This is a genomic window from Pseudoalteromonas sp. GB43 (assembly GCF_054923805.1).
The window spans coordinates 133,669-152,035 of record NZ_JBPCHJ010000001.1 but is presented as its reverse complement, the minus strand read 5'-3'; the positions used below and the strand labels follow the sequence as shown (position 1 = coordinate 152,035).

Genomic DNA, 18,367 nt, shown 5'->3' with positions numbered 1-18,367 from the left:
GGTACGCGTATGCAAGCCGAACACGTCGATATCGCCCAATTTCTTTCTGATCACGCTCCCTTTGATGATCTTCCTGAAGAGGCGGTAAATAAACTCGCATCACAAGTAGAAATCGCTTATTTTCGTGCAGGCACTGAAATACTAAATTATGGCGAGGATATCGCTGATTTATTTGTTATTCGAACAGGTGCTGTAGAGATATATCGTCGTGATGGTGATTTATACAACCGTTTAACTATCGGCGGCATTTTTGGGCAAATGGGCCTTCTGATGAACCGCAAAGTGCGCTTTCCGGCAAAGGCACTCGAAGACACCTTAGTTTATTGCATTAATGTTGAGTTGTTTAATCAATACTGCGACGAATACGAAACATTTGCTGACTTTTTTGAAGCCGATGGTAATGTGCGCCTTCACCAAGCAATTGTTGAACAGGCAGACAGCAACGATTTAACAACCGCCAAGGTTAAGTCGCTTCTTCATCGTGATGTTGTCACTGTGGCGAAAGATGCCTCAGTGCAAATGGTTGCGCAATTAATGACGCAAGAGTCGGTATCGTCTGTGCTTGTTACTGATGCCGATAAACCAATCAGTGATGATCCTGATGATGACGACGACCAAGTTGTTGGCATAATTACCGACCGTGACTTACGCACCAGTGTAATTGCTGAAGGGTTAAGTTACGAAGCGCCAGCTGCTCAAATAATGCAAAAAGACTTAATACTACTCGATAGTAATGCCTATGTGTTTGAAGCTGTACTGGCCATGCTCAGAGATAACATTCACCACTTGCCTGTGGTTGTTAAGAAAAAGCCGATTGGCGTTATTTCGTTATCGGATATTTTACGCTACGAGTCGCAAAGTAGCTTATTGTTAGTGCGCGGCATATTAGCTCAGCAGTCGGTTGAAGATTTAGCTCACTATGCAAGGCAATTACCTAATGTATTTGTTCGTATGGTTAACGAAGATGCTAACTCTCACATGATTGGTACCGCAATGGCTGTAATAGGGCGTACCTTCAAACAGCGTTTACTTGATTTAGCTGAAGAAAAGTTTGGCCCACCGCCGGTTCCTTATTGCTTCATCGCTTTAGGTTCAATGGCGCGTGATGAGCAATTAATTGTGACCGACCAAGATAACGCCATTATCCTTGATAATAGTTTTAACGAGGAATTACATGACGAGTATTTTCAGAATTTGGCTGATTTTGTTTGTGATGGTTTAGCTGAGTGTGGCTACAAATATTGTGAAGGCGAAATCATGGCGTCATTTAAAAAGTGGCGTTTAACACGCGAGCAGTGGAAAGAACAATTTGCAGGTTGGATGGCCGAACCTAAACCGCAGGCTTTATTACATAGCTCGATCTTTTTTGATTTAGATGGTGTTTACGGTAAAAACAAATGGGCCGAGGAGCTCAAACGCTTTATCGCAACAGAAGGGCGCAAGAATAAACGTTTCTTGGCAAACCTTGCTGCGAATGCGCGTAACAGAACGCCGCCTTTAGGTTTCTTTAAAGACTTTGTGTTAGAGCATAATGGCCAACACAAGCGCTCTATGAACTTAAAACGCCGCGGTACTGCGCCTTTATCTGACGTAATACGCGTGCATGCATTAGCGATAGGCAGTCGTAAACAAAATTCATTCGAGCGTTTAGAAGATATTATCGAAGCTAAACTACTCCCTGAAGGCAAAGCACAAGATTTACGAGACGCCCTTGAATACATTGCCATGATCAGAATAAGACACCAAGCGTGGCAAATAGAAAAGCTTGATGAAGCGCCAGATAACGATCTTGAGCCTCATTTACTTTCTCCTTTTGAGCAGCGCAATCTTAAAGAGGCGTTTGCCATTTTAGATAAAGCACAGAATTTCCTAAAATTCAGATACTCTGCTAACTCAGGGATGAAGTAATGGCAAAACAAGGCGCAAAACTTGATTGGCCGACTCGGTATCAAGAGTTATTAGCACAGAGCAAACAGCCACTGATCAAAGCGTTTTATGAATCAGCTATTTGTGATTTAAACACCCCAATTAGTGATATTCCCTTAGTAGCACTTGATTTTGAAACAACCGGTCTAAATTATCAAAATGACGATATCGTCAGTGTTGGTTTAATCCCATTCAATAGTAAGCGTATTTTTTGTAAAGATAGCCAACATTGGATTGTTCAACCAAGGCGTAAGCTTGCTGAAGAGTCGATTGTTATTCATGGTATAACTCACTCAGAAGTGAGCGATGCACCTGACTTTTCAACGATTATGGCGCCTTTGTTAGCAGCATTAAAAGGCAAAGTGATTGTGGTGCATTTTGCTCCCATTGAACGGCACTTTTTATATCAAGCGTTGCAAGCCCGTTTAGGTGAAGGGCTTGAATTTGCCGTTATAGACACGCTAGATCTGGAAACGCGCGCACTTAAAGCAAAGCAGGGGTTACTAGGTCGACTATTTAATTCTAAGCTGGATTCTGTGCGCTTAGCTGACTCTCGCATTCGTTATTCGTTACCAGCGTATCAAAACCACAATGCACTTAATGATGCCACAGCCACCGCAGAGCTGCTACAAGCGCAAATAGCTTACCACTACCGCCCAGATACGCCACTCAGCGAATTACTAATATAGCGCTCTTAGCACCGACGTTATGTCGGGTATTTAAATTATTTGAGCAAAGCTTATCAATAAAAAAACGCCGCAAAAAATGCGGCGTTTTTTATTATTTCAAAGCGTATTTAGTGTCTTGGTTCTGTTCGTAAACCTAGGAGTAAACTCACACACATTAATAGCAATACAAAGGTAAACGGCAAGCCCGTAGATACGGCGCCGGCTTGTAAGACCTCGATTGCTTGTGTGCCACCAATCCAAACAAGTGCAGCTGCAATCGCACCCTCGATTGTAGCCCAGAAAATACGTTGTGGCACTGGCGCGTCAACTTTACCACCAGCGGTGATTGAGTCGATTACTAATGAACCTGAGTCAGATGACGTAATAAAGAACACGAGTACTAGCACAATTGCAATGAATGAAAGCACTTGCGACATTGGCAGGGCTTCAAACATTTGGAACATAGCTAGTGGTACATCAGTTAAGCCTTTTTCACCTAGTACACCCACTTTATCAATCACTTGTTCAATAGCGATACCACCATAAATTGACATCCAGAAGATAGTCACAACAGTAGGAACTAGTAATACAGCAATTAAGAACTCACGAATTGTGCGGCCTTCAGATACGCGTGCAATGAACATACCTACGAACGGTGACCATGAAATCCACCAAGCCCAGTAGAATACAGTCCAGCCATGCATCCATGTTTCATCTTCACGACCATGAGGATTACTCAGTGGAATAATGTTTTCAACATAACCCATTACTGTATTAGGAAGGTTGCCAAATGCTGCAGAAAACCCAACAAGTGCAACAAATACGAGTAATACAAAAGCGATAAGCATGTTTACGTTACTAAGCAGTTTTACACCGCCGTCGATACCGCGAACAACAGAAATAACAGCTAGTAACGTCACACCAATAATAACGCCTATTTCTAAGCCAATTCCGCTATCAGTACCAAATACGTGATTAATACCAGCAGCGGCTTGTTGTGCGCCTAAACCAAGAGATGTTGCAAGGCCAAATAGAGTGGCAAGTACAGCTAGAATATCAATAAGGTGGCCAGGCCAGCCCCACGCTTTGTCACCTAAAATTGGGTAAAAAATTGAACGAATAGATAACGGTAAACCTTTGTTATAACAAAAGAATGCGAGTGAAAGCGAAACAACTGCGTAAATTGCCCAAGGGTGTAAACCCCAGTGGAACATAGTTGCACCCATTGCCAGTTTAGCGGCTTCCGGCGTGTTTGCTTCAACACCAAGTGGTGTTTCGTACCAACCTGTAAAGTAGGCGACAGGTTCTGCGACGCCCCAAAACATTAAGCCTATACCCATACCTGCAGCAAATAACATTGCAAGCCAAGAAATACGTGAATGAGTTGGACGTGCTTCTTTACCACCAAGGCGGATATTACCGTATGGTGAAACAATTAACGCTAAGCAAAACAATACGAATAAGTTTGCTGACCACATAAAAAAGCCATCAAAGTTATTAATAATGTCGTTTTTAATTCCATTCAGAGTTGTTTTTGCTGTTTCAGCATCTGAAATAAGTGTTGCCACTAAGAATAGTGCAATTAATCCAGCACTAATGCCAAATACAGGGTTGTGCACATCAAAACCCCATTTTTGTACATTGTCCTGTCCGACAGTGTAGTCGGTATTGTCGATACTGTACTTGTCATGATGTTCGCTCATGAATACCTCTTGTTGTGATTATATTTAGCAGAGAGCTAAACGGCCGGTTGGCACAAGCTTGGCTATTACTATTTTTACGTATCAAACCCAAAAATAGTTTGTAGACTAATTAAATTTGTACCAAAGTTTAGTCTTTAGTGTAGGAGCTCGAAAAAAAATGTAAATGGTTTTGTCCCTAAACAGCCGAATAAATGCTGTTTTTTAGGTTTTTTGTTGGAATTGTGAACAAATTAGGCAGCGAAAGGAATAATTTGATGACAGTATTATTTCAAAGCAAATTATTTCAATTGAGAGGAAAGTGCTGCAAACACAGGGCTTGCAGCACAAAGTTACTACTTTTTGTAAGCGTCGTTATGAACGCCAGCAGCACGACCTGAAGGGTCAGCATTGTTTTGGAAAGATGCATCCCAAGCGAGTGCTTCAGGAGTAGAACAAGCAACAGATTTGCCATGCGGAACACATTTTGCGGCTGCATCACCAGGGAAGTGCTCTTCAAAAATACTACGATAGAAATACGCTTCTTTAGAATCAGGCGTATTGATCGGGTATTTGTATTTTGCATTAGCAAGGTCTTGATCGCTAACTTGTTCGTTCACATACTCTTTTAACGTATCAATCCAGTTATAGCCTACACCATCAGAGAACTGCTCTTTTTGGCGCCAAAGCACGTCGTCTGGCAGGTAGCCGTCGAACGCTTCACGAATAATGTGTTTTTCGATTTTACCGTCTATACACATTTTCGCTTCTGGGTTGATACGCATTGCTACGTCTACAAATTCTTTATCTAAGAATGGCACTCGCGCTTCAACGCCCCATGCTGCCATTGATTTATTCGCACGCAAGCAATCGAACATATGTAGTTTAGAGACTTTACGGTTAAGCTCTTCATGGAACTCTTGCGCATTTGGTGCTTTGTGGAAATAAAGGTAACCACCAAATAGCTCATCAGCACCTTCGCCCGACAACACCATTTTAATACCCATGGCTTTGATCTGACGTGCCATTAAATACATAGGCGTTGAGGCGCGAATAGTTGTTACATCGTAGGTCTCGATGTGATAAATCACTTCACGTAGGGCATCAATACCTTCTTGAATAGTAAAGTGAATAGGGTGGTGAACCGTACCAATCATATCAGCTACTTTTTGTGCAGCTGCTAAATCGGGTGAACCCTCAAGACCCACAGAGAATGAATGCAGTTTTGGTCACCATGCATCAGACTCATCATTATCTTCGATACGTTTTGCAGCAAAACGTTGTGTGATAGCTGAAATTACCGATGAATCTAAACCGCCTGATAATAGAACACCGTAAGGTACGTCACACATTAATTGACGTTTAACAGCAGCCTCTAAGCCTTCTTTAACATCGCTTGATTTAGCTTCGTTGTCTTTTACTGCGTCATAGCTTTGCCAATCGCGGCTGTAATACTTACGAAGTTGACCATCTTTACTCCACAAGAAATGACCCGGAGGGAATTCTTCAATATGTTTACAAATTGGCGATAATGCTTTTAATTCTGAGGCAACATAAAAGTTACCATGTTCATCATGACCTGTATAAAGCGGAATAATCCCGATATGGTCACGACCAATTAAGTAGGCATCTTGCTCTTCGTCGTATAAACAAAACGCGAAAATACCATTTAAATCGTCTAAAAACTCAGGGCCTTTTTGCTTATATAAAGCCAAAATAACTTCACAGTCTGACTGAGTTTGAAAAGTGAAATCAGTTTCTAAGCTGGCAGCGAGCTCTTTGTGGTTATAAATTTCACCGTTAACAGCAAGAATATTTGTACGCTCAGGGTTGTACAAAGGCTGTGCACCACTCGATACGCCAACAATCGCTAGACGTTCGTGCACTAAAATAGCTTTATCTGATGAATACACGCCAGACCAATCTGGCCCGCGGTGCCTTAATAGTTTTGACATCTCAATTGCTTGGCTACGCAATTGAGCGGGATTAGATTTAATATCTAATACCCCAAAAATTGAACACATAGTGACTCCTCATTCCAAATATGTGCGCAGTTAACAGAATTTATATAACTGCGAATGTTTGTTTTAACAGAAATAATTACCTAAGTCACACAGGTTTTTTAATTAATTGAGAATAAAATATGCACCTGCGCTAACCTCTTTGCACCAGTATGGGGTAAGTGGTTAAAGGGTGAGCGGTTTAAATGCTTGATTTGTGCAAATTGGATGATAGTGAGTCTGGAATAAAGGCTTTTGTTAGTAAATAATCTGCACTGCTTTGGTGCAAAGGAATGTATAGGGTTTTTACCTTTTTAAATGTATAGACAAGCTTTAAAGCAATGCGAGCAAAGACTTTCTTTGCTCGCTTTTTAAACACCAATAAATTAACGCTATTTATTAATATAGTTTAGTGCTATCGCAAGTTGATTTAAGTGCGCAGTGAGTTTTTCTTGTGCTGCATGGGCTTCTTTAAGTGTAACAAACTTAAAGTGAAGGAAATCACCGGGTTTTAATTGTGCAAAGTGACGAAGGTCCGCTTCGATCACGGTACCGAGCAATGGGTAACCACCCGTTGTTTGCGCATCGTTTAATAGCACTATGGGTTCACCATTTGGCGGAAGCTGAATACAGCCAGGAGCGACAGCCATTGATGGTAGCGAAACATCATGGCTAATATCACACTCATCACTTAATAGCCGTGTGCCCATGCGGTTGCTATTTGGTGATACATGCCATGAATGATTTATAAAGTTAACGATGGTTTCTTTTGGTAACAGTGCTGCATGTGGTGCAGCATGAATACGAATTTGTGTACTTTTAGGTGGTAGCATGGCACCTAAGCCAATTTTGGTATTGTACCTTGGCGTTATATCAAAACTATCGCCAGCCTGTAGTGCTTGACCGGTTAAGCCACCAAAACCCGCTAATATATCTGTTGAGTAAGAATCTAAAATTGGCTCAGGTAAATGCCACTCGCCGCCAATCGCAAGGTAACTTCTAAAACCATGACGCGCCGCATTAAACTTTAATACATCGCCTTTTTTTATGTAAAAGCTCCAGCCTGGTTCAACAGCATTGCCATTCACTGTGGCTTTCATATCTGTGCCGTGCAGTGCAATGTAGTAATCGTTATCGAACTTAATTTCGGCAAGACCCAAAGTGATTTCAATAACGGGGTTGTTGTCGTCGTTGCCGACTAAACGGTTTGTAATAACTTGAGCATAAGGGTCAATGCACCCTGATTGTCCAATGCCTAAATGGCGAGATCCTGTGCGACCTTGATCTTGTATAGACATTTGCATACCAGGTTTGATGATAGTGATCATTTTAACACCTCCTGAATAACAAACTCTAAAGTATCACCGGGTTCGATAGCACAAGGCGAGGATGCATTGATATCAAATAGACGAAAATCTGTATGACCAATAATTTGCCAGCCTCCAGGGGAGCTTTCAGGGTAAATACCGGTTTGATTGCCGCCAATAGCAACAGATCCTTTTGGAACAGAGAGCCTTGGTTCAGCATGTCGAGGTGTGAAAAGTTGTGGATTTAAACCATCTAAATAAGCAAAACCGGGTTTAAAGCCTAAAAAAAGCACGTGGTATTTGGCACTGCTGTGCATTTGAGCAACATCATCAACAGACAGATTATGATGTTTAGCAACATGTGCTATATCAGGCCCATATTCACCACCATAACGAGTCGCAAGTTTATGATGACGTGAGTTAAAGTCAGTAGCTTTAAGTTCGTGCCATTGTTCAAGTAATCGTGGCAGCCAACCAGCAAGTTGAGCGGGCTCTTTCAGGTAAAGTGTTAAATTATTATTGGCAGGGACTACATCAACAAAGTCATCACTGCTTTGGCAATATTGTGCTAATGCCCATATTTTCTTTTGCGTAGTGAGTATGTCGCTTGCTGTTTCATAGGCATCAAAAAAGATGCTATGCGTAGTGAGCGCCATAATTTTAGGTGTACTTTTGGTCGTCGTCATTGCGTATCAATCTTATTATTATCCCTTAATGCTTATTAGCATATAGGCTGTTTGTTGATGATGTAAATGTGTCTTTAGTGTTAATTAGAAAAACTCAAGACAATCAAGTGGCTATAATTGTTTATAACCACTTGATAAAGTGCAATGTCTAATTACTGTGCGTTATTTAGTAACCAATTAGACAGTAAACGTACGCCATAGCCTGTACCGCCTTCAGCTAGTTCATCTTTTGCTTTAGAGTTTAGCGCGTTACCTGCAATATCAATGTGAACCCAACGTGTGTCACCGGCAAAGTTTTGTAAGAAACTCGCTGCTGTAGTAGCACCTGGTCATGTGAACCGATGTTTTTAGAATCAGCAATGTCTGACTTTAATGCATCTTCATAACCTAGAGGTAAACGCCATAGGTTTTCATTTACTTGCTTACCCGCAATAGTTAGTTGCTCAACAAGAGTATCATCATCAGAGAAAACCGCCGCGTATTCATTACCTACAGCACGAATTTTAGACCCGGTTAGGGTCGCAACATCAACCATAATACTTGGTTTGTATTTGTCACGGGCATACCACATTGCATCACTCAGTACTAAGCGACCTTCAGCATCTGTATTAACAATTTCAACACTTAAACCTTCGGCTGTTCTTATAACATCGCCAGGCGCAACAGCAAATTGCGATACCATATTGGCAGCCATGCCCATTACAGCAACAACGTTTGTGTCGGCTTTAGCAAGTGCCATTGCTTTAACAGTACCCAGTACTGCAGCTGCCCCTGCCATGTCTGATTTCATGCGGGCAATTGACGCGCCTGTTTTAAGGCTGTAGCCACCTGAATCAAAGGTAATACCTTTACCCACTAACGCGATAGGGGGGTTTTTATTACCTTGATAATGAGCAACCACTAAACGTGCACCTTCTTCGCTACCACGACCAACTGCTTCAAGTGCACCCATGCCTAGCTTTTTAATTTGCTTAGGTTCTAAAACTGTAATTTTAACACCTAACTTTTTAAGCTCTTTTGCCGCTTTAGCAAAATCAACCGGTGTCATTTCTGTTGCAACTTCAGACGTTAAGTCACGTGCTAAAAATACACCTTGTTCAATGCTTTGTAGTAATTTATGGGTTTTGACCGCTTGGTCTAAATTTTCAACATCTAATGTGTAGTTAACAACGTGGCTGTCTTGTTCTTTTTTGTATTGCTCAAAACGGTGGTCACGTAAATTTGCGCCATGTGCAAATTCTGCTGCATATTTAGCATTGATTGCGCTGTCTTTAAGCTCTGAAAAATCAAGGCTAACATTTGCTTGTTTAGCCGACTGCAATTTAGCGTGAACGTTACCACCTAGTTTTGCCATTTTTGCTGCATCTAGTTTTGGCTGCTCTCCTAAGCCAACAAGTAAGATGCGTTGATGGTCGCTACCGTTTGGTGCGATAACTTCTAACGTTTTGCCATAACCTGCTTTAAAGTCGCTAAATTCAATGACTTTATTTAGGTGAGTTTGGGTTTCTGGCTTTAAATAATTAAAATTAGCAACTTGGCTATCTGTATCTAAAAATAAAACTAGTGTGTTGTCGTTCGGTTTAATTGATTTTGCAAAAGTGAACTCTGCGGCATTCACTTGCGTAGCAAGTGTTAATCCTAATGCAATAGCAGATAAGCTGTGTGCAATTTTCATTTTTTAATATCCCAATGTTAAAAAGCTGTGTTTTACCGTAAATAAGGTTAAGAGTTAAATTGTTAGCGGTGAATCGCTGTTTGCATGCGTTTAAGTTGAAATTATTAATACCTATACGCGGTCTGTCTTAAATACAGGCTTTTAAGAGGAAATTAGTATGACAATTAAGTCGATGTTACTGACACTATTCACTTGCAGTGCCATTTTTACCACCAGCCCAATTAAAGCTGAAACAATGCCAGATAACGCAACAGGGCATATTGAAACCATTGTGCTAGGTTCAGGTTGTTTTTGGGGAGCAGAAAAACGTTACGAAGCACTTGATGGCGTGTTGGATGCGGTATCTGGCTATGCCGATGGGCATGGTTTTAAAGCGACCTACAAGAACATAACACGTAGCTCGCGACGCTTTGATAAAAACAATTATGCAGAAGTTGTTAAAGTGACATACAACAGCAACGAGTTAACAACACAATCACTGTTAATGCATTATTTTGAAAATCATGATCCAACCCAGCTAAATCGCCAAGGTAATGATATTGGCACTCAATACCGCTCAACAATTTTGGTAAGTAATAATGAGCAACTCGAGGTTGCTAATACACTTAAAGATGAATACCAAAGTAAATTAACCGCAGCAGGCTACGGCAAGATTGTGACTGTGATAAAACCGCTTGACGCATTTTATGCTGCAGAGGATTATCACCAAGATTATTTAAAGAAAAACCCCAATGGCTATTGCCCTGATCATTCAACGGGCGTTGTATTCACACCAGTAGAAAAACAGCAGGTTGATAACACAGCCTTATTGGCAGGTAAGCAAATTGTAGTGATAGATGCTAAAGGTTATTGCCCATACTGTGAAAAGTTTAAAAAAGAGGTCGCTAATGAGTACATGGGGACAATTCCTATGACTTTCCGACATGCTGATCAACTTGATGGTTTAACGATTAAAACGCCGACTTGGGCAACACCCACGTTATTATTTATAGAAAATGGCGAAGAGGTTTATGGTCGCCAAGGCTATGTCAGTAAAGGTGAGTTTTACAAAGCCTTAGGCGCATTTAAACTAGGTGACAATGAAGCCTTTAGAGTTGCATTTCATGCCAGAACTGACAGCCCATTTTGTAAGCAGTACGATATCTTTAAAAATACACCCGACGGTATTTTTATTGATAAGCTAAGTGGAGCGCCGCTTTTTGATACCCGAGATAGATTTAACTCAGGCACTGGCTGGCTTTCATTTACACATCCAGTTAAAGACAGTGTAACTATGCATGAAGACAACAGTTATGGCATGCAGCGTATTGAGCTTAAATCAAAAAGCTTCTGGTATTCATTTAGGGCATTTGTTCCCTGGTGAAGGGACAAGAGGTAAAGACAGGTACTGCATTAATGCAACAGTGCTTGAGTTTGTGCCAAGAGATGAAACTTAATAAGTTAGAACTTATTTATAGCCAGCTTTCAGAGCTGGCTTTTATATTAAAAGCTACCTCATACAATTCTTTATTAACATAAAGTTTATATTTCAATCCCGAATTCAGATAATAAGTGCACCACTCATGGTTAAACGGTGAGAAGAGAATCAACTGCCTGTTGGTGGTACTCTGTAATCGCCAAAAAACAAGAGTAGATACCATGAGTTACAAGCAGTTGATCGAAGGGCAAAGATACCAGATTGAGGCCTACTTACGCGAGGGTTTTAGCTATCGAGAGATAGGGAAAAGGCTAAAAGTGAGCCACAGCACTATAAGTCGTGAAGTTAGGCGCAATAGTACTCGAAGTCATTACTTGCCTGAGGTTGCACATTCAAAGGCATGTAAACGAAAACATCTAGCTGCCAAGTATTCCATGCCAGCACTTACAATTGCGTTCGTTGAGTTTGGATTGGAGCAAAAATGGAGCCCTGAGCAGGTTGCGGGTGTAAGCAAAATTATCGGGCATCCTGTGAGTCATGAATGGATTTATGGCTATATTCAAAAAGATAAATTGAGTGGTGGCAAGCTATACAAACATCTGCGACAAGGGCACAGACGTTATCGTAAAGGCAGCCGAAGCAAACGTGTCATCATCCCAAATCGTGTTGGCATTGAACATAGACCTGCGATTGTTGACACTAAGACACGATTTGGTGATTGGGAAGCGGATACAGTACTTGGCAAGCATGGTACGGGAGCAATCGTTAGTTTAGTCGAGCGTACAAGTAAGTTTTACCTGATACGCAAAGTGCCAGCAAAAAGTGCAGCGCAAGTGAGCAGAGCAATGATAGGTATGCTGTGGCGCTATCGACGCCATGTTCATACGATAACCGCAGACAACGGGAGTGAGTTTTGTGAACATGAGCATGTTTCAGACAAGCTAAAAACCGACATCTACTTTGCTAACCCCTACTCATCATGGGAAAGAGGGTTAAATGAGAACTTTAATGGCTTGTTGCGTCAATATATTCGCAAAGGCACTGATTTACGAACGGTGACAGATAAGCAAATTGCGCACATAGAAAAGGCGCTCAATGCGAAACCGAGAAAATGTCTAGGGTTTAGGCAACCAGCGGTAATATTCGATGAATTACGCAAAGCAGCCTAATTTAGCGAGTGGTGCACTTCGGACTTGAATTCGCGATTAATAACAATAAAATATTATTTTAAATATAGATTTCAATCATACCTTCTTATTTTTATAAGCTATTGACTAGTTAATTTAAACCATAAATTACCAGTTATATGAAAAGTCTGATCGTACCTTATATAAAAACAGTTTAGAATGCGGTATGAATACAATAGTTCATTTCATGGAGGGTAAATGAATAAACAGCAATTAAATGATATTTCGTTACAAAAAATTTGGATTGGTGAGCTTAAGGATATTGATTTTTTAGTTTACGGACACGAATTCACAGTATTTAACGACGTAGAGCACTTTTTTTCCGCTTTTGAAGCTCAATCTCATTTTCCACTTATTGTTTTTGCTGACGACATTGTAAACCAAGGCGAAGCGCTCAAGAAAATCCGTAAGCACGAACTGTTATGGCAAAGCTGTATTTTGGTAAATACGCCTTGTTATTTATCAGAAGCTCTTGCAAATGGTCTTTTTAATAAACAAAGTGATGATTTTTATAACTCCGTAATAACGCGCGCAACTAGTTTAAATCTAAGTCTTAATTTAGTCGACTCAGCTTTAACTAAGCTTTTGTCTTTTATGTGGATTTATAAAGATAATAGCTTGTTACCTGTTCATGATTTAAGCATTAATAGTGTTTATTATTATCCGCTTTTAGAGTGTTTCGGGGTTAACACTAAAGATGCGATGTCATGGTTGTCGAGTATCCATAGAAGAAAACTCTTACAGACAGATAAGTTAATCGACCGTGTTCGCTACTGTAGACACTGCCAATCAGGGCACTTAAATTATGTTGATTCATGCCCAAGTTGTCAAAGTATTGATATTGCCAGTGTATCTAGTTTGCACTGTTTTAACTGTGGTCATGTAAATGGCGAATCTAAATTTAAAGAGGGTATCGGGCTAAGCTGCCCTAATTGCCATACAAAATTGAGACACATTGGCGTTGACTATGATCGCCCAATAGAAAACCAGAAATGTAACCAATGCCATACTAGCTTTGTAGATGCTGACGTTATTGCTAAATGCTTCCACTGTCAGACCAGTAATCAAGTTGATGAGTTAATAGTACAGAACATTCATAGTTACAACATATCAATGGAAGGTAAAAGTTTAATTAGACTTGGTGAGCGTTTTGACAATTTTAATTTAACCAGCACTGACTCTATTAACTATTCACATTTCGAATGGGTGGTTAAGTGGCAAAACCAACTTGCCGTAAGGCACCAGCAAACACACTCAATAGTTAAGATAGAGTTAAAAAACCTCGCGCAATTTATTGCAGAAAATGGTGAAGCACGTGCTATTCAATTAATAGACGAATTTGAGAGCAGAATTAACGAGAGTATCAGGACCACGGATATTTGCTGTTTAGCAGGAGAGCATACATTACTTTTAATGTTACCTAATACAACAATTGAACATTTATCCTTTGTTTATCAAAAATTAAAAGGGATTTCTTTACTCAATAAAAATAGCGACTTCTCACTTTCGATTAAAGGCATTCCACTTCCATCAAAAGAAATGCCAGATGAAATAGGTGTTTGGCTTGAGCAACAATTTGCAGCTCAGCAGGAGAGTGTTTTATGAGTACGCTCAGCACTTTAATACATATTACTGAACAAATTATTTTTTATGTACAAAGTAATATATTAGTTCTAGTGAAATTTATTCCTTTATACCTTATCTATGAGTTGCCGCTATTTTTAATAATCACGTTTGGCATAATTAAATGGACTAGAGAAAAGACACGTATAAACAATACTAAATTATTTTATTTACCAAAAGTTAGCTGTGTTATTACTTGTTATGCAGAAGGGGATGCAGTTAAAGAAACCATTCACTCACTCGTTGAACAAACTTACCCAGGTAAAATTGAAATTATTGCTGTAATAGATGGTGCTGTTCAAAATAACCACACTTACCATGTAGCTAAAGAATGTAAGCAGTTATTTAAACGCAAAAATCGTGAGATTGTTTTATTGCCAAAATGGCAGCGGGGAGGGCGAGTTTCAACTTTAAACGCAGGCTTATCCTATGCTAAAGGTGAAATTATCGTCAATGTTGATGCGGATACTTCATTTGACAATGATATGATGGCAAATTTAGTCAGGTTATTTGAAGACCCTAATGTACCTGCTGTGGGAGGTGCTTTAAGAGTTCGTAATGTGAATAAAACTTTATGGACTAGAATGCAAGCAATCGAATACTTAATATCGATGCAGGGTGGTAAAACTGGCTTAGCTCAATGTAATTTAATTAACAACATTTCAGGTGCATTTGGTGCATTTAGACGTGATTTCTTAAAACAAATAGGAGGTTGGGATACTCATACTGCAGAAGACTTAAATCTAACAGTTCGTATCAAACAGTATTTTAAACGCTACCCTAATTTAAAAATACCTTACGCGACTGCGTCGATTGCACATACAGACGCACCTCAATCATTTAAAGAGCTTGTCTTGCAAAGATTACGTTGGGACGGGGACTTGCTGTTTTTATATTTGCGTAAACATTGGCCAGCTTTTTCACCTCAGCTTTTAGGCTGGAAGAATTTTTTGTTTACACTTTTTTATGGTTACTTGCAAAACGTTATGTTGCCATTTGTCATTTTTGTGTATTTTGTTGGGGTTGCTATTATTTATCCTTGGCAATTCTCACTAGCATTAATATTCGTCATTTATGCCTTATACCTTCTAACTATCGGCTATTTTTATTTGTTAGTTTTAGTTAGTGTTTCAGAAAAACTTAAGCAAGATTTTACACTATTCCTCTGGCTACCTCTCTATCCCATCTATGCATTTATAATGCGCCTAGTATGTTGCTTTGCGCTGGTTAATGAAGTATTCCGGCGGTCGCATGAAGAGTCTAGTATGGCACCTTGGTGGGTGCTTAAACGTGGTCAAAAATTTTAGATTAAGGGAATAATATGAAATTGCATTTTAATAGCACTGCAAAGGTCAACAATCCGAACGAAGAAAAAGGAATTAAAGTTCCATATGCTGGAGCAAAAAGAACATCACATAAATTACGCTGGTATTTTTTAATTCTGATTGCATTGAGCCCTATTTGTATTGTCGCATGGATTTATTTAGTGCCACAACTTAAGGTTGAAGCTGTTGGTATCATTACGACTGAACCGCTTCTGATTAAAGCTCCAAGTAAAGGAACTATTGAATTTGTTGACGTTAACCTTGGTGATTCTGTGATGAAAGATGAAATATTGCTCACATTATATAACCCTGAATTGACAGGGCAGTATCAAGAAGTTGACCGACAAATATTAAATCTAACTCAACAACAGATACCATTTAGCAAAACAATTATGACGCAGCTAGAACAAAGAAAGCGAGTCGCAAAAGAAGGCGTTGAAAGGCAGCAAGAATTGCTTAATACGTATAAAGATTATAAAAGCCGCGGAATAGTCCCCGTTTCTGATTTAGCAAGCGCAATAGCTGCTTTTAACAGTGCTCAATTAAGTTACGAACAGACAAAGGTTGATATCTTGCGTGAAAAAGAGCGGCAAGAAATGGAACGCTTGTATGGATTAAAGGGGCAACGCTATCAAGATCTTTCAATTGAATTTGCAAAGTTGTCTGCACTGCAACAAAACCTTGTTGTTAAAACTCCGTTTTCGGGAAATATTAACGATATCTTTGTGCAAGATGGTCAGTTTGTAAATCAAAACTCACCATTATTTTCAGTTGATACCGGCAGAGAACTAAGAGTTCATGCTTATCTTGCACCAAAATTTTTGGAGTATTCAAAAATAGGTCAAAAAGCGACTGTAAAACTTCCAAATGGTAAAAAATTTGATGCTGTAATTAATGAATATACAGAGCTTACAAGTAAGATACCCCCGCAGCTTTCAGGTCCATTCGAAGGCGAAAAAGCCGCTTTAAAACTTATTTTGCAAGTAGATATTCCAGCAGAATACCATATAGAAGGATTACCTGTAGAAATTCAATTTGATCGCATCACAATGAAGGGGATGTCAGATTTATTTGCCAAACATTAAATAAAAAAAGCCCGGTCAGAACACACAAGAACCGGGCTTTCGACAACAATTTGGTTGGGGGAACTGTTACAGCGCTAGGTTTTGTTTTGCGCGACTTAAGTTGTGATTAACAAGTTCATTTTTTGAAATTTGCACCGCTTCATAAAAGTCAGAAAGTGCAGCAGTATCTTTTTCAGACATGATGCGGGCAACACCACGGTTACTAAGTGCAAACGAAGTTAATTCGCGGCGTTTGTAACCTGGTACCTTACTTGTACTTAGAAGAGAAATTGCTTGTGTACACAGGCTTTCCGCTTCTGAAAAATTCTTTTCTTTAACGCTTAATGCACAGCGGTTGAAGGCAGTTTCGTATTGGCTAGTTGCATTATCGTTCGTTTGAGCTTGCTCAATAACCATCAGTTTATAATCAGCTTGTTTGGCTACTGCCATCGCTGAGCAAGTTAATAAAGAGCTAAGTGCAATAGTGGTTACAAGTGTTTTTAACATGATAGTTTTCCTCTGAATAAGTTGGTGTTTCTTACCAACGAGTGAACTTTAAAATATTCCCATAAGCTAAACAAACGATTAAATTAAAACTGATAGATGAAGAAATTTAATCTATAGAGTAATTACTCAGGATTCGAAATTTTACTGTGATGTAGAGGAGGTGAAGTTGTTTTATTCCTGTATTGAAAGTTACAAATTAGCTGAGTTGAGTGCTGATAAATTTGATATCGTTATTTTTTGTAGGAAAGTTATTTTGGCCTGCTGATTGTGGGCTTCAGATTTATTTAGGTTTAAGGGACGCGGCTGTCCAGTTAGAACAGTAGCAATCGGTAAGTAACTTTGTTAAAAATAATCTTTTAAGCATTGCTCTGACTAATGGTTATAAATGCTCAAAACGTGTGTTAAAAACTCTTGGTGGTTCATGAAGCTAATCATATCCCTTGTTAGGAAAGCTATAGATTCCAAATTTAAAGTATTAGGCTTAAAAATCATACAGGATATAAAAACTGATGATTTTATTAATATTTTATTGTTTTGTCAGAAAAATGGCTGGGTCAAAACTTATGAATACGGTGATTTTGATGCCTGGATTGATTACGGTAAGGTTAAGCTAGTAAAAGAAAATCGTGTACTTAATTTTGAGTGGGATTGTTGGTTTGAAGGTGAAATATCAGGCAAAGCCGATGATATTGTTTTCATAGCTAAAAAATTTGGTTTAATACCCAGAGATAAACCGACTTGGATTGAAGTTAAATAAAAAGCTCTTTTCTAAAGAGCGACAAGATTACAAAATTTGAACTCTGTTCACTTTGCACTAATTTTAACCTAACGTTAAAGCTAATTAAGTTGGCGAAACAACTCAAGGATAGACATGGATAAGTTTTGTTGGGAAATTACTGTTCAAGATCTTAATGAACATGCTGTTTGGCTTTTTAAGTATTGTAAGGATGATTCTGTTGATGAAACGATTGTAACACCAGCATCTGAAGCTGATACATTAAACCCTAATAATCAGCTACTTGTAAAGTCCCTGTTTACTGATGCTATTGGCAATAAATTCTTGGGTTACATTAATATTGGCTTAGCTGGAATTGAGTATACGCAACCATGTATGTTTGTTGATGATGAACCCGTTAGCTTTTGGTTCGGCATCTCAACCCCCAATACAATTGAATTACCAAAACTAAACTTTCCAATTCAGGCTGTTTCAGAGCCTATGTATGGTCTGCCTACTCAAGTCGAGATTATTAACGGTTATATTTCCTCGAGTTATGGGTACGTACACAATAGATTTTAACCTAAC

The 18,367-nt window shown here is 39.4% G+C and carries 12 protein-coding genes and 3 pseudogenes; 9 read left to right on the top strand and 6 right to left on the bottom strand.

The features are described 5' to 3' along the window. The first annotated feature begins 9 nt into the window (after positions 1-9). Both ACRWSG_RS00790 and ACRWSG_RS00785 read left to right on the top strand, forming a co-directional pair. Positions 10-1,908, top strand: a complete 1,899-nt coding sequence (locus ACRWSG_RS00790; protein ID WP_462165365.1) for a DUF294 nucleotidyltransferase-like domain-containing protein — start codon at positions 10-12, stop codon at positions 1,906-1,908. Continuing rightward, positions 1,908-2,615, top strand: a complete 708-nt coding sequence (locus ACRWSG_RS00785; RefSeq protein WP_462165364.1) for a 3'-5' exonuclease — start codon at positions 1,908-1,910, stop codon at positions 2,613-2,615. The genes ACRWSG_RS00790 and ACRWSG_RS00785 overlap by 1 nt, the downstream gene beginning before the upstream one ends. Positions 2,616-2,722: 107 nt before the next feature. On the opposite strand, the gene ACRWSG_RS00780 is transcribed toward ACRWSG_RS00785, so the two are convergent. From ACRWSG_RS00780 to ACRWSG_RS00760, 5 genes and pseudogenes are all read right to left on the bottom strand, one after another. Next, entirely contained in the window at positions 2,723-4,297 is a 1,575-nt protein-coding gene (locus tag ACRWSG_RS00780) for a BCCT family transporter (RefSeq protein WP_462165363.1), read from the bottom strand. A gap of 332 nt (positions 4,298-4,629) precedes the next feature. Beyond that, positions 4,630-6,297: pseudogene (asnB, locus tag ACRWSG_RS00775) on the bottom strand (asparagine synthase B). A gap of 368 nt (positions 6,298-6,665) precedes the next feature. Then, a complete protein-coding gene (locus tag ACRWSG_RS00770) occupies positions 6,666-7,601 on the bottom strand; it encodes a 5-oxoprolinase subunit C family protein (protein WP_194441496.1) in 936 nt (311 codons plus the stop codon). Beyond that, on the bottom strand, positions 7,598-8,266 hold the full coding sequence (pxpB, locus tag ACRWSG_RS00765) for a 5-oxoprolinase subunit PxpB (protein ID WP_235376669.1): 669 nt from the start codon (positions 8,264-8,266) through the stop codon (positions 7,598-7,600). Before pxpB ends, ACRWSG_RS00770 begins: the two co-directional genes overlap by 4 nt. Positions 8,267-8,418: 152 nt before the next feature. Beyond that, positions 8,419-9,941 (bottom strand): annotated as a pseudogene (locus ACRWSG_RS00760) (leucyl aminopeptidase). 235 nt (positions 9,942-10,176) lie between these two features. On the opposite strand from ACRWSG_RS00760, the pseudogene msrA reads away from it, so the two are divergent. The 5 genes and pseudogenes from msrA to ACRWSG_RS00735 all read left to right on the top strand — a co-directional run bounded on the left by msrA (position 10,177) and on the right by ACRWSG_RS00735 (position 16,578). Further along, a pseudogene (msrA, locus tag ACRWSG_RS00755) lies at positions 10,177-11,377 on the top strand (peptide-methionine (S)-S-oxide reductase MsrA). 202 nt (positions 11,378-11,579) lie between these two features. Next, on the top strand, positions 11,580-12,527 hold the full coding sequence (locus tag ACRWSG_RS00750) for an IS30 family transposase (protein WP_462165362.1): 948 nt from the start codon (positions 11,580-11,582) through the stop codon (positions 12,525-12,527). A gap of 216 nt (positions 12,528-12,743) precedes the next feature. After that, complete coding sequence (locus tag ACRWSG_RS00745) at positions 12,744-14,150, top strand: TackOD1 domain-containing metal-binding protein (protein ID WP_166340193.1); 1,407 nt, start codon at positions 12,744-12,746, stop codon at positions 14,148-14,150. After that, entirely contained in the window at positions 14,147-15,475 is a 1,329-nt protein-coding gene (locus ACRWSG_RS00740; RefSeq protein WP_462165361.1) for a glycosyltransferase family 2 protein, read from the top strand. Before ACRWSG_RS00745 ends, ACRWSG_RS00740 begins: the two co-directional genes overlap by 4 nt. Before the next feature lie 14 nt (positions 15,476-15,489). Further along, the gene (locus ACRWSG_RS00735) at positions 15,490-16,578 is read left to right on the top strand and encodes an HlyD family secretion protein (RefSeq protein WP_462165360.1); all 1,089 of its coding nucleotides are present in this window, start codon (positions 15,490-15,492) and stop codon (positions 16,576-16,578) included. A 66-nt stretch (positions 16,579-16,644) separates the two neighbouring features. On the opposite strand, the gene ACRWSG_RS00730 is transcribed toward ACRWSG_RS00735, so the two are convergent. Further along, the gene (locus ACRWSG_RS00730) at positions 16,645-17,064 is read right to left on the bottom strand and encodes a tetratricopeptide repeat protein (protein WP_054553788.1); all 420 of its coding nucleotides are present in this window, start codon (positions 17,062-17,064) and stop codon (positions 16,645-16,647) included. Positions 17,065-17,485: 421 nt separating this feature from the next. On the opposite strand from ACRWSG_RS00730, the gene ACRWSG_RS00725 reads away from it, so the two are divergent. Both ACRWSG_RS00725 and ACRWSG_RS00720 read left to right on the top strand, forming a co-directional pair. Further along, entirely contained in the window at positions 17,486-17,821 is a 336-nt protein-coding gene (locus tag ACRWSG_RS00725; RefSeq protein ID WP_199529648.1) for a hypothetical protein, read from the top strand. A 114-nt stretch (positions 17,822-17,935) separates the two neighbouring features. After that, positions 17,936-18,361 carry a hypothetical protein gene (locus ACRWSG_RS00720; RefSeq protein WP_462165359.1) on the top strand — a complete coding sequence of 142 codons (426 nt, stop codon included), beginning with the start codon at positions 17,936-17,938 and terminating at the stop codon, positions 18,359-18,361. The last annotated feature ends 6 nt before the right edge of the window (positions 18,362-18,367 follow it).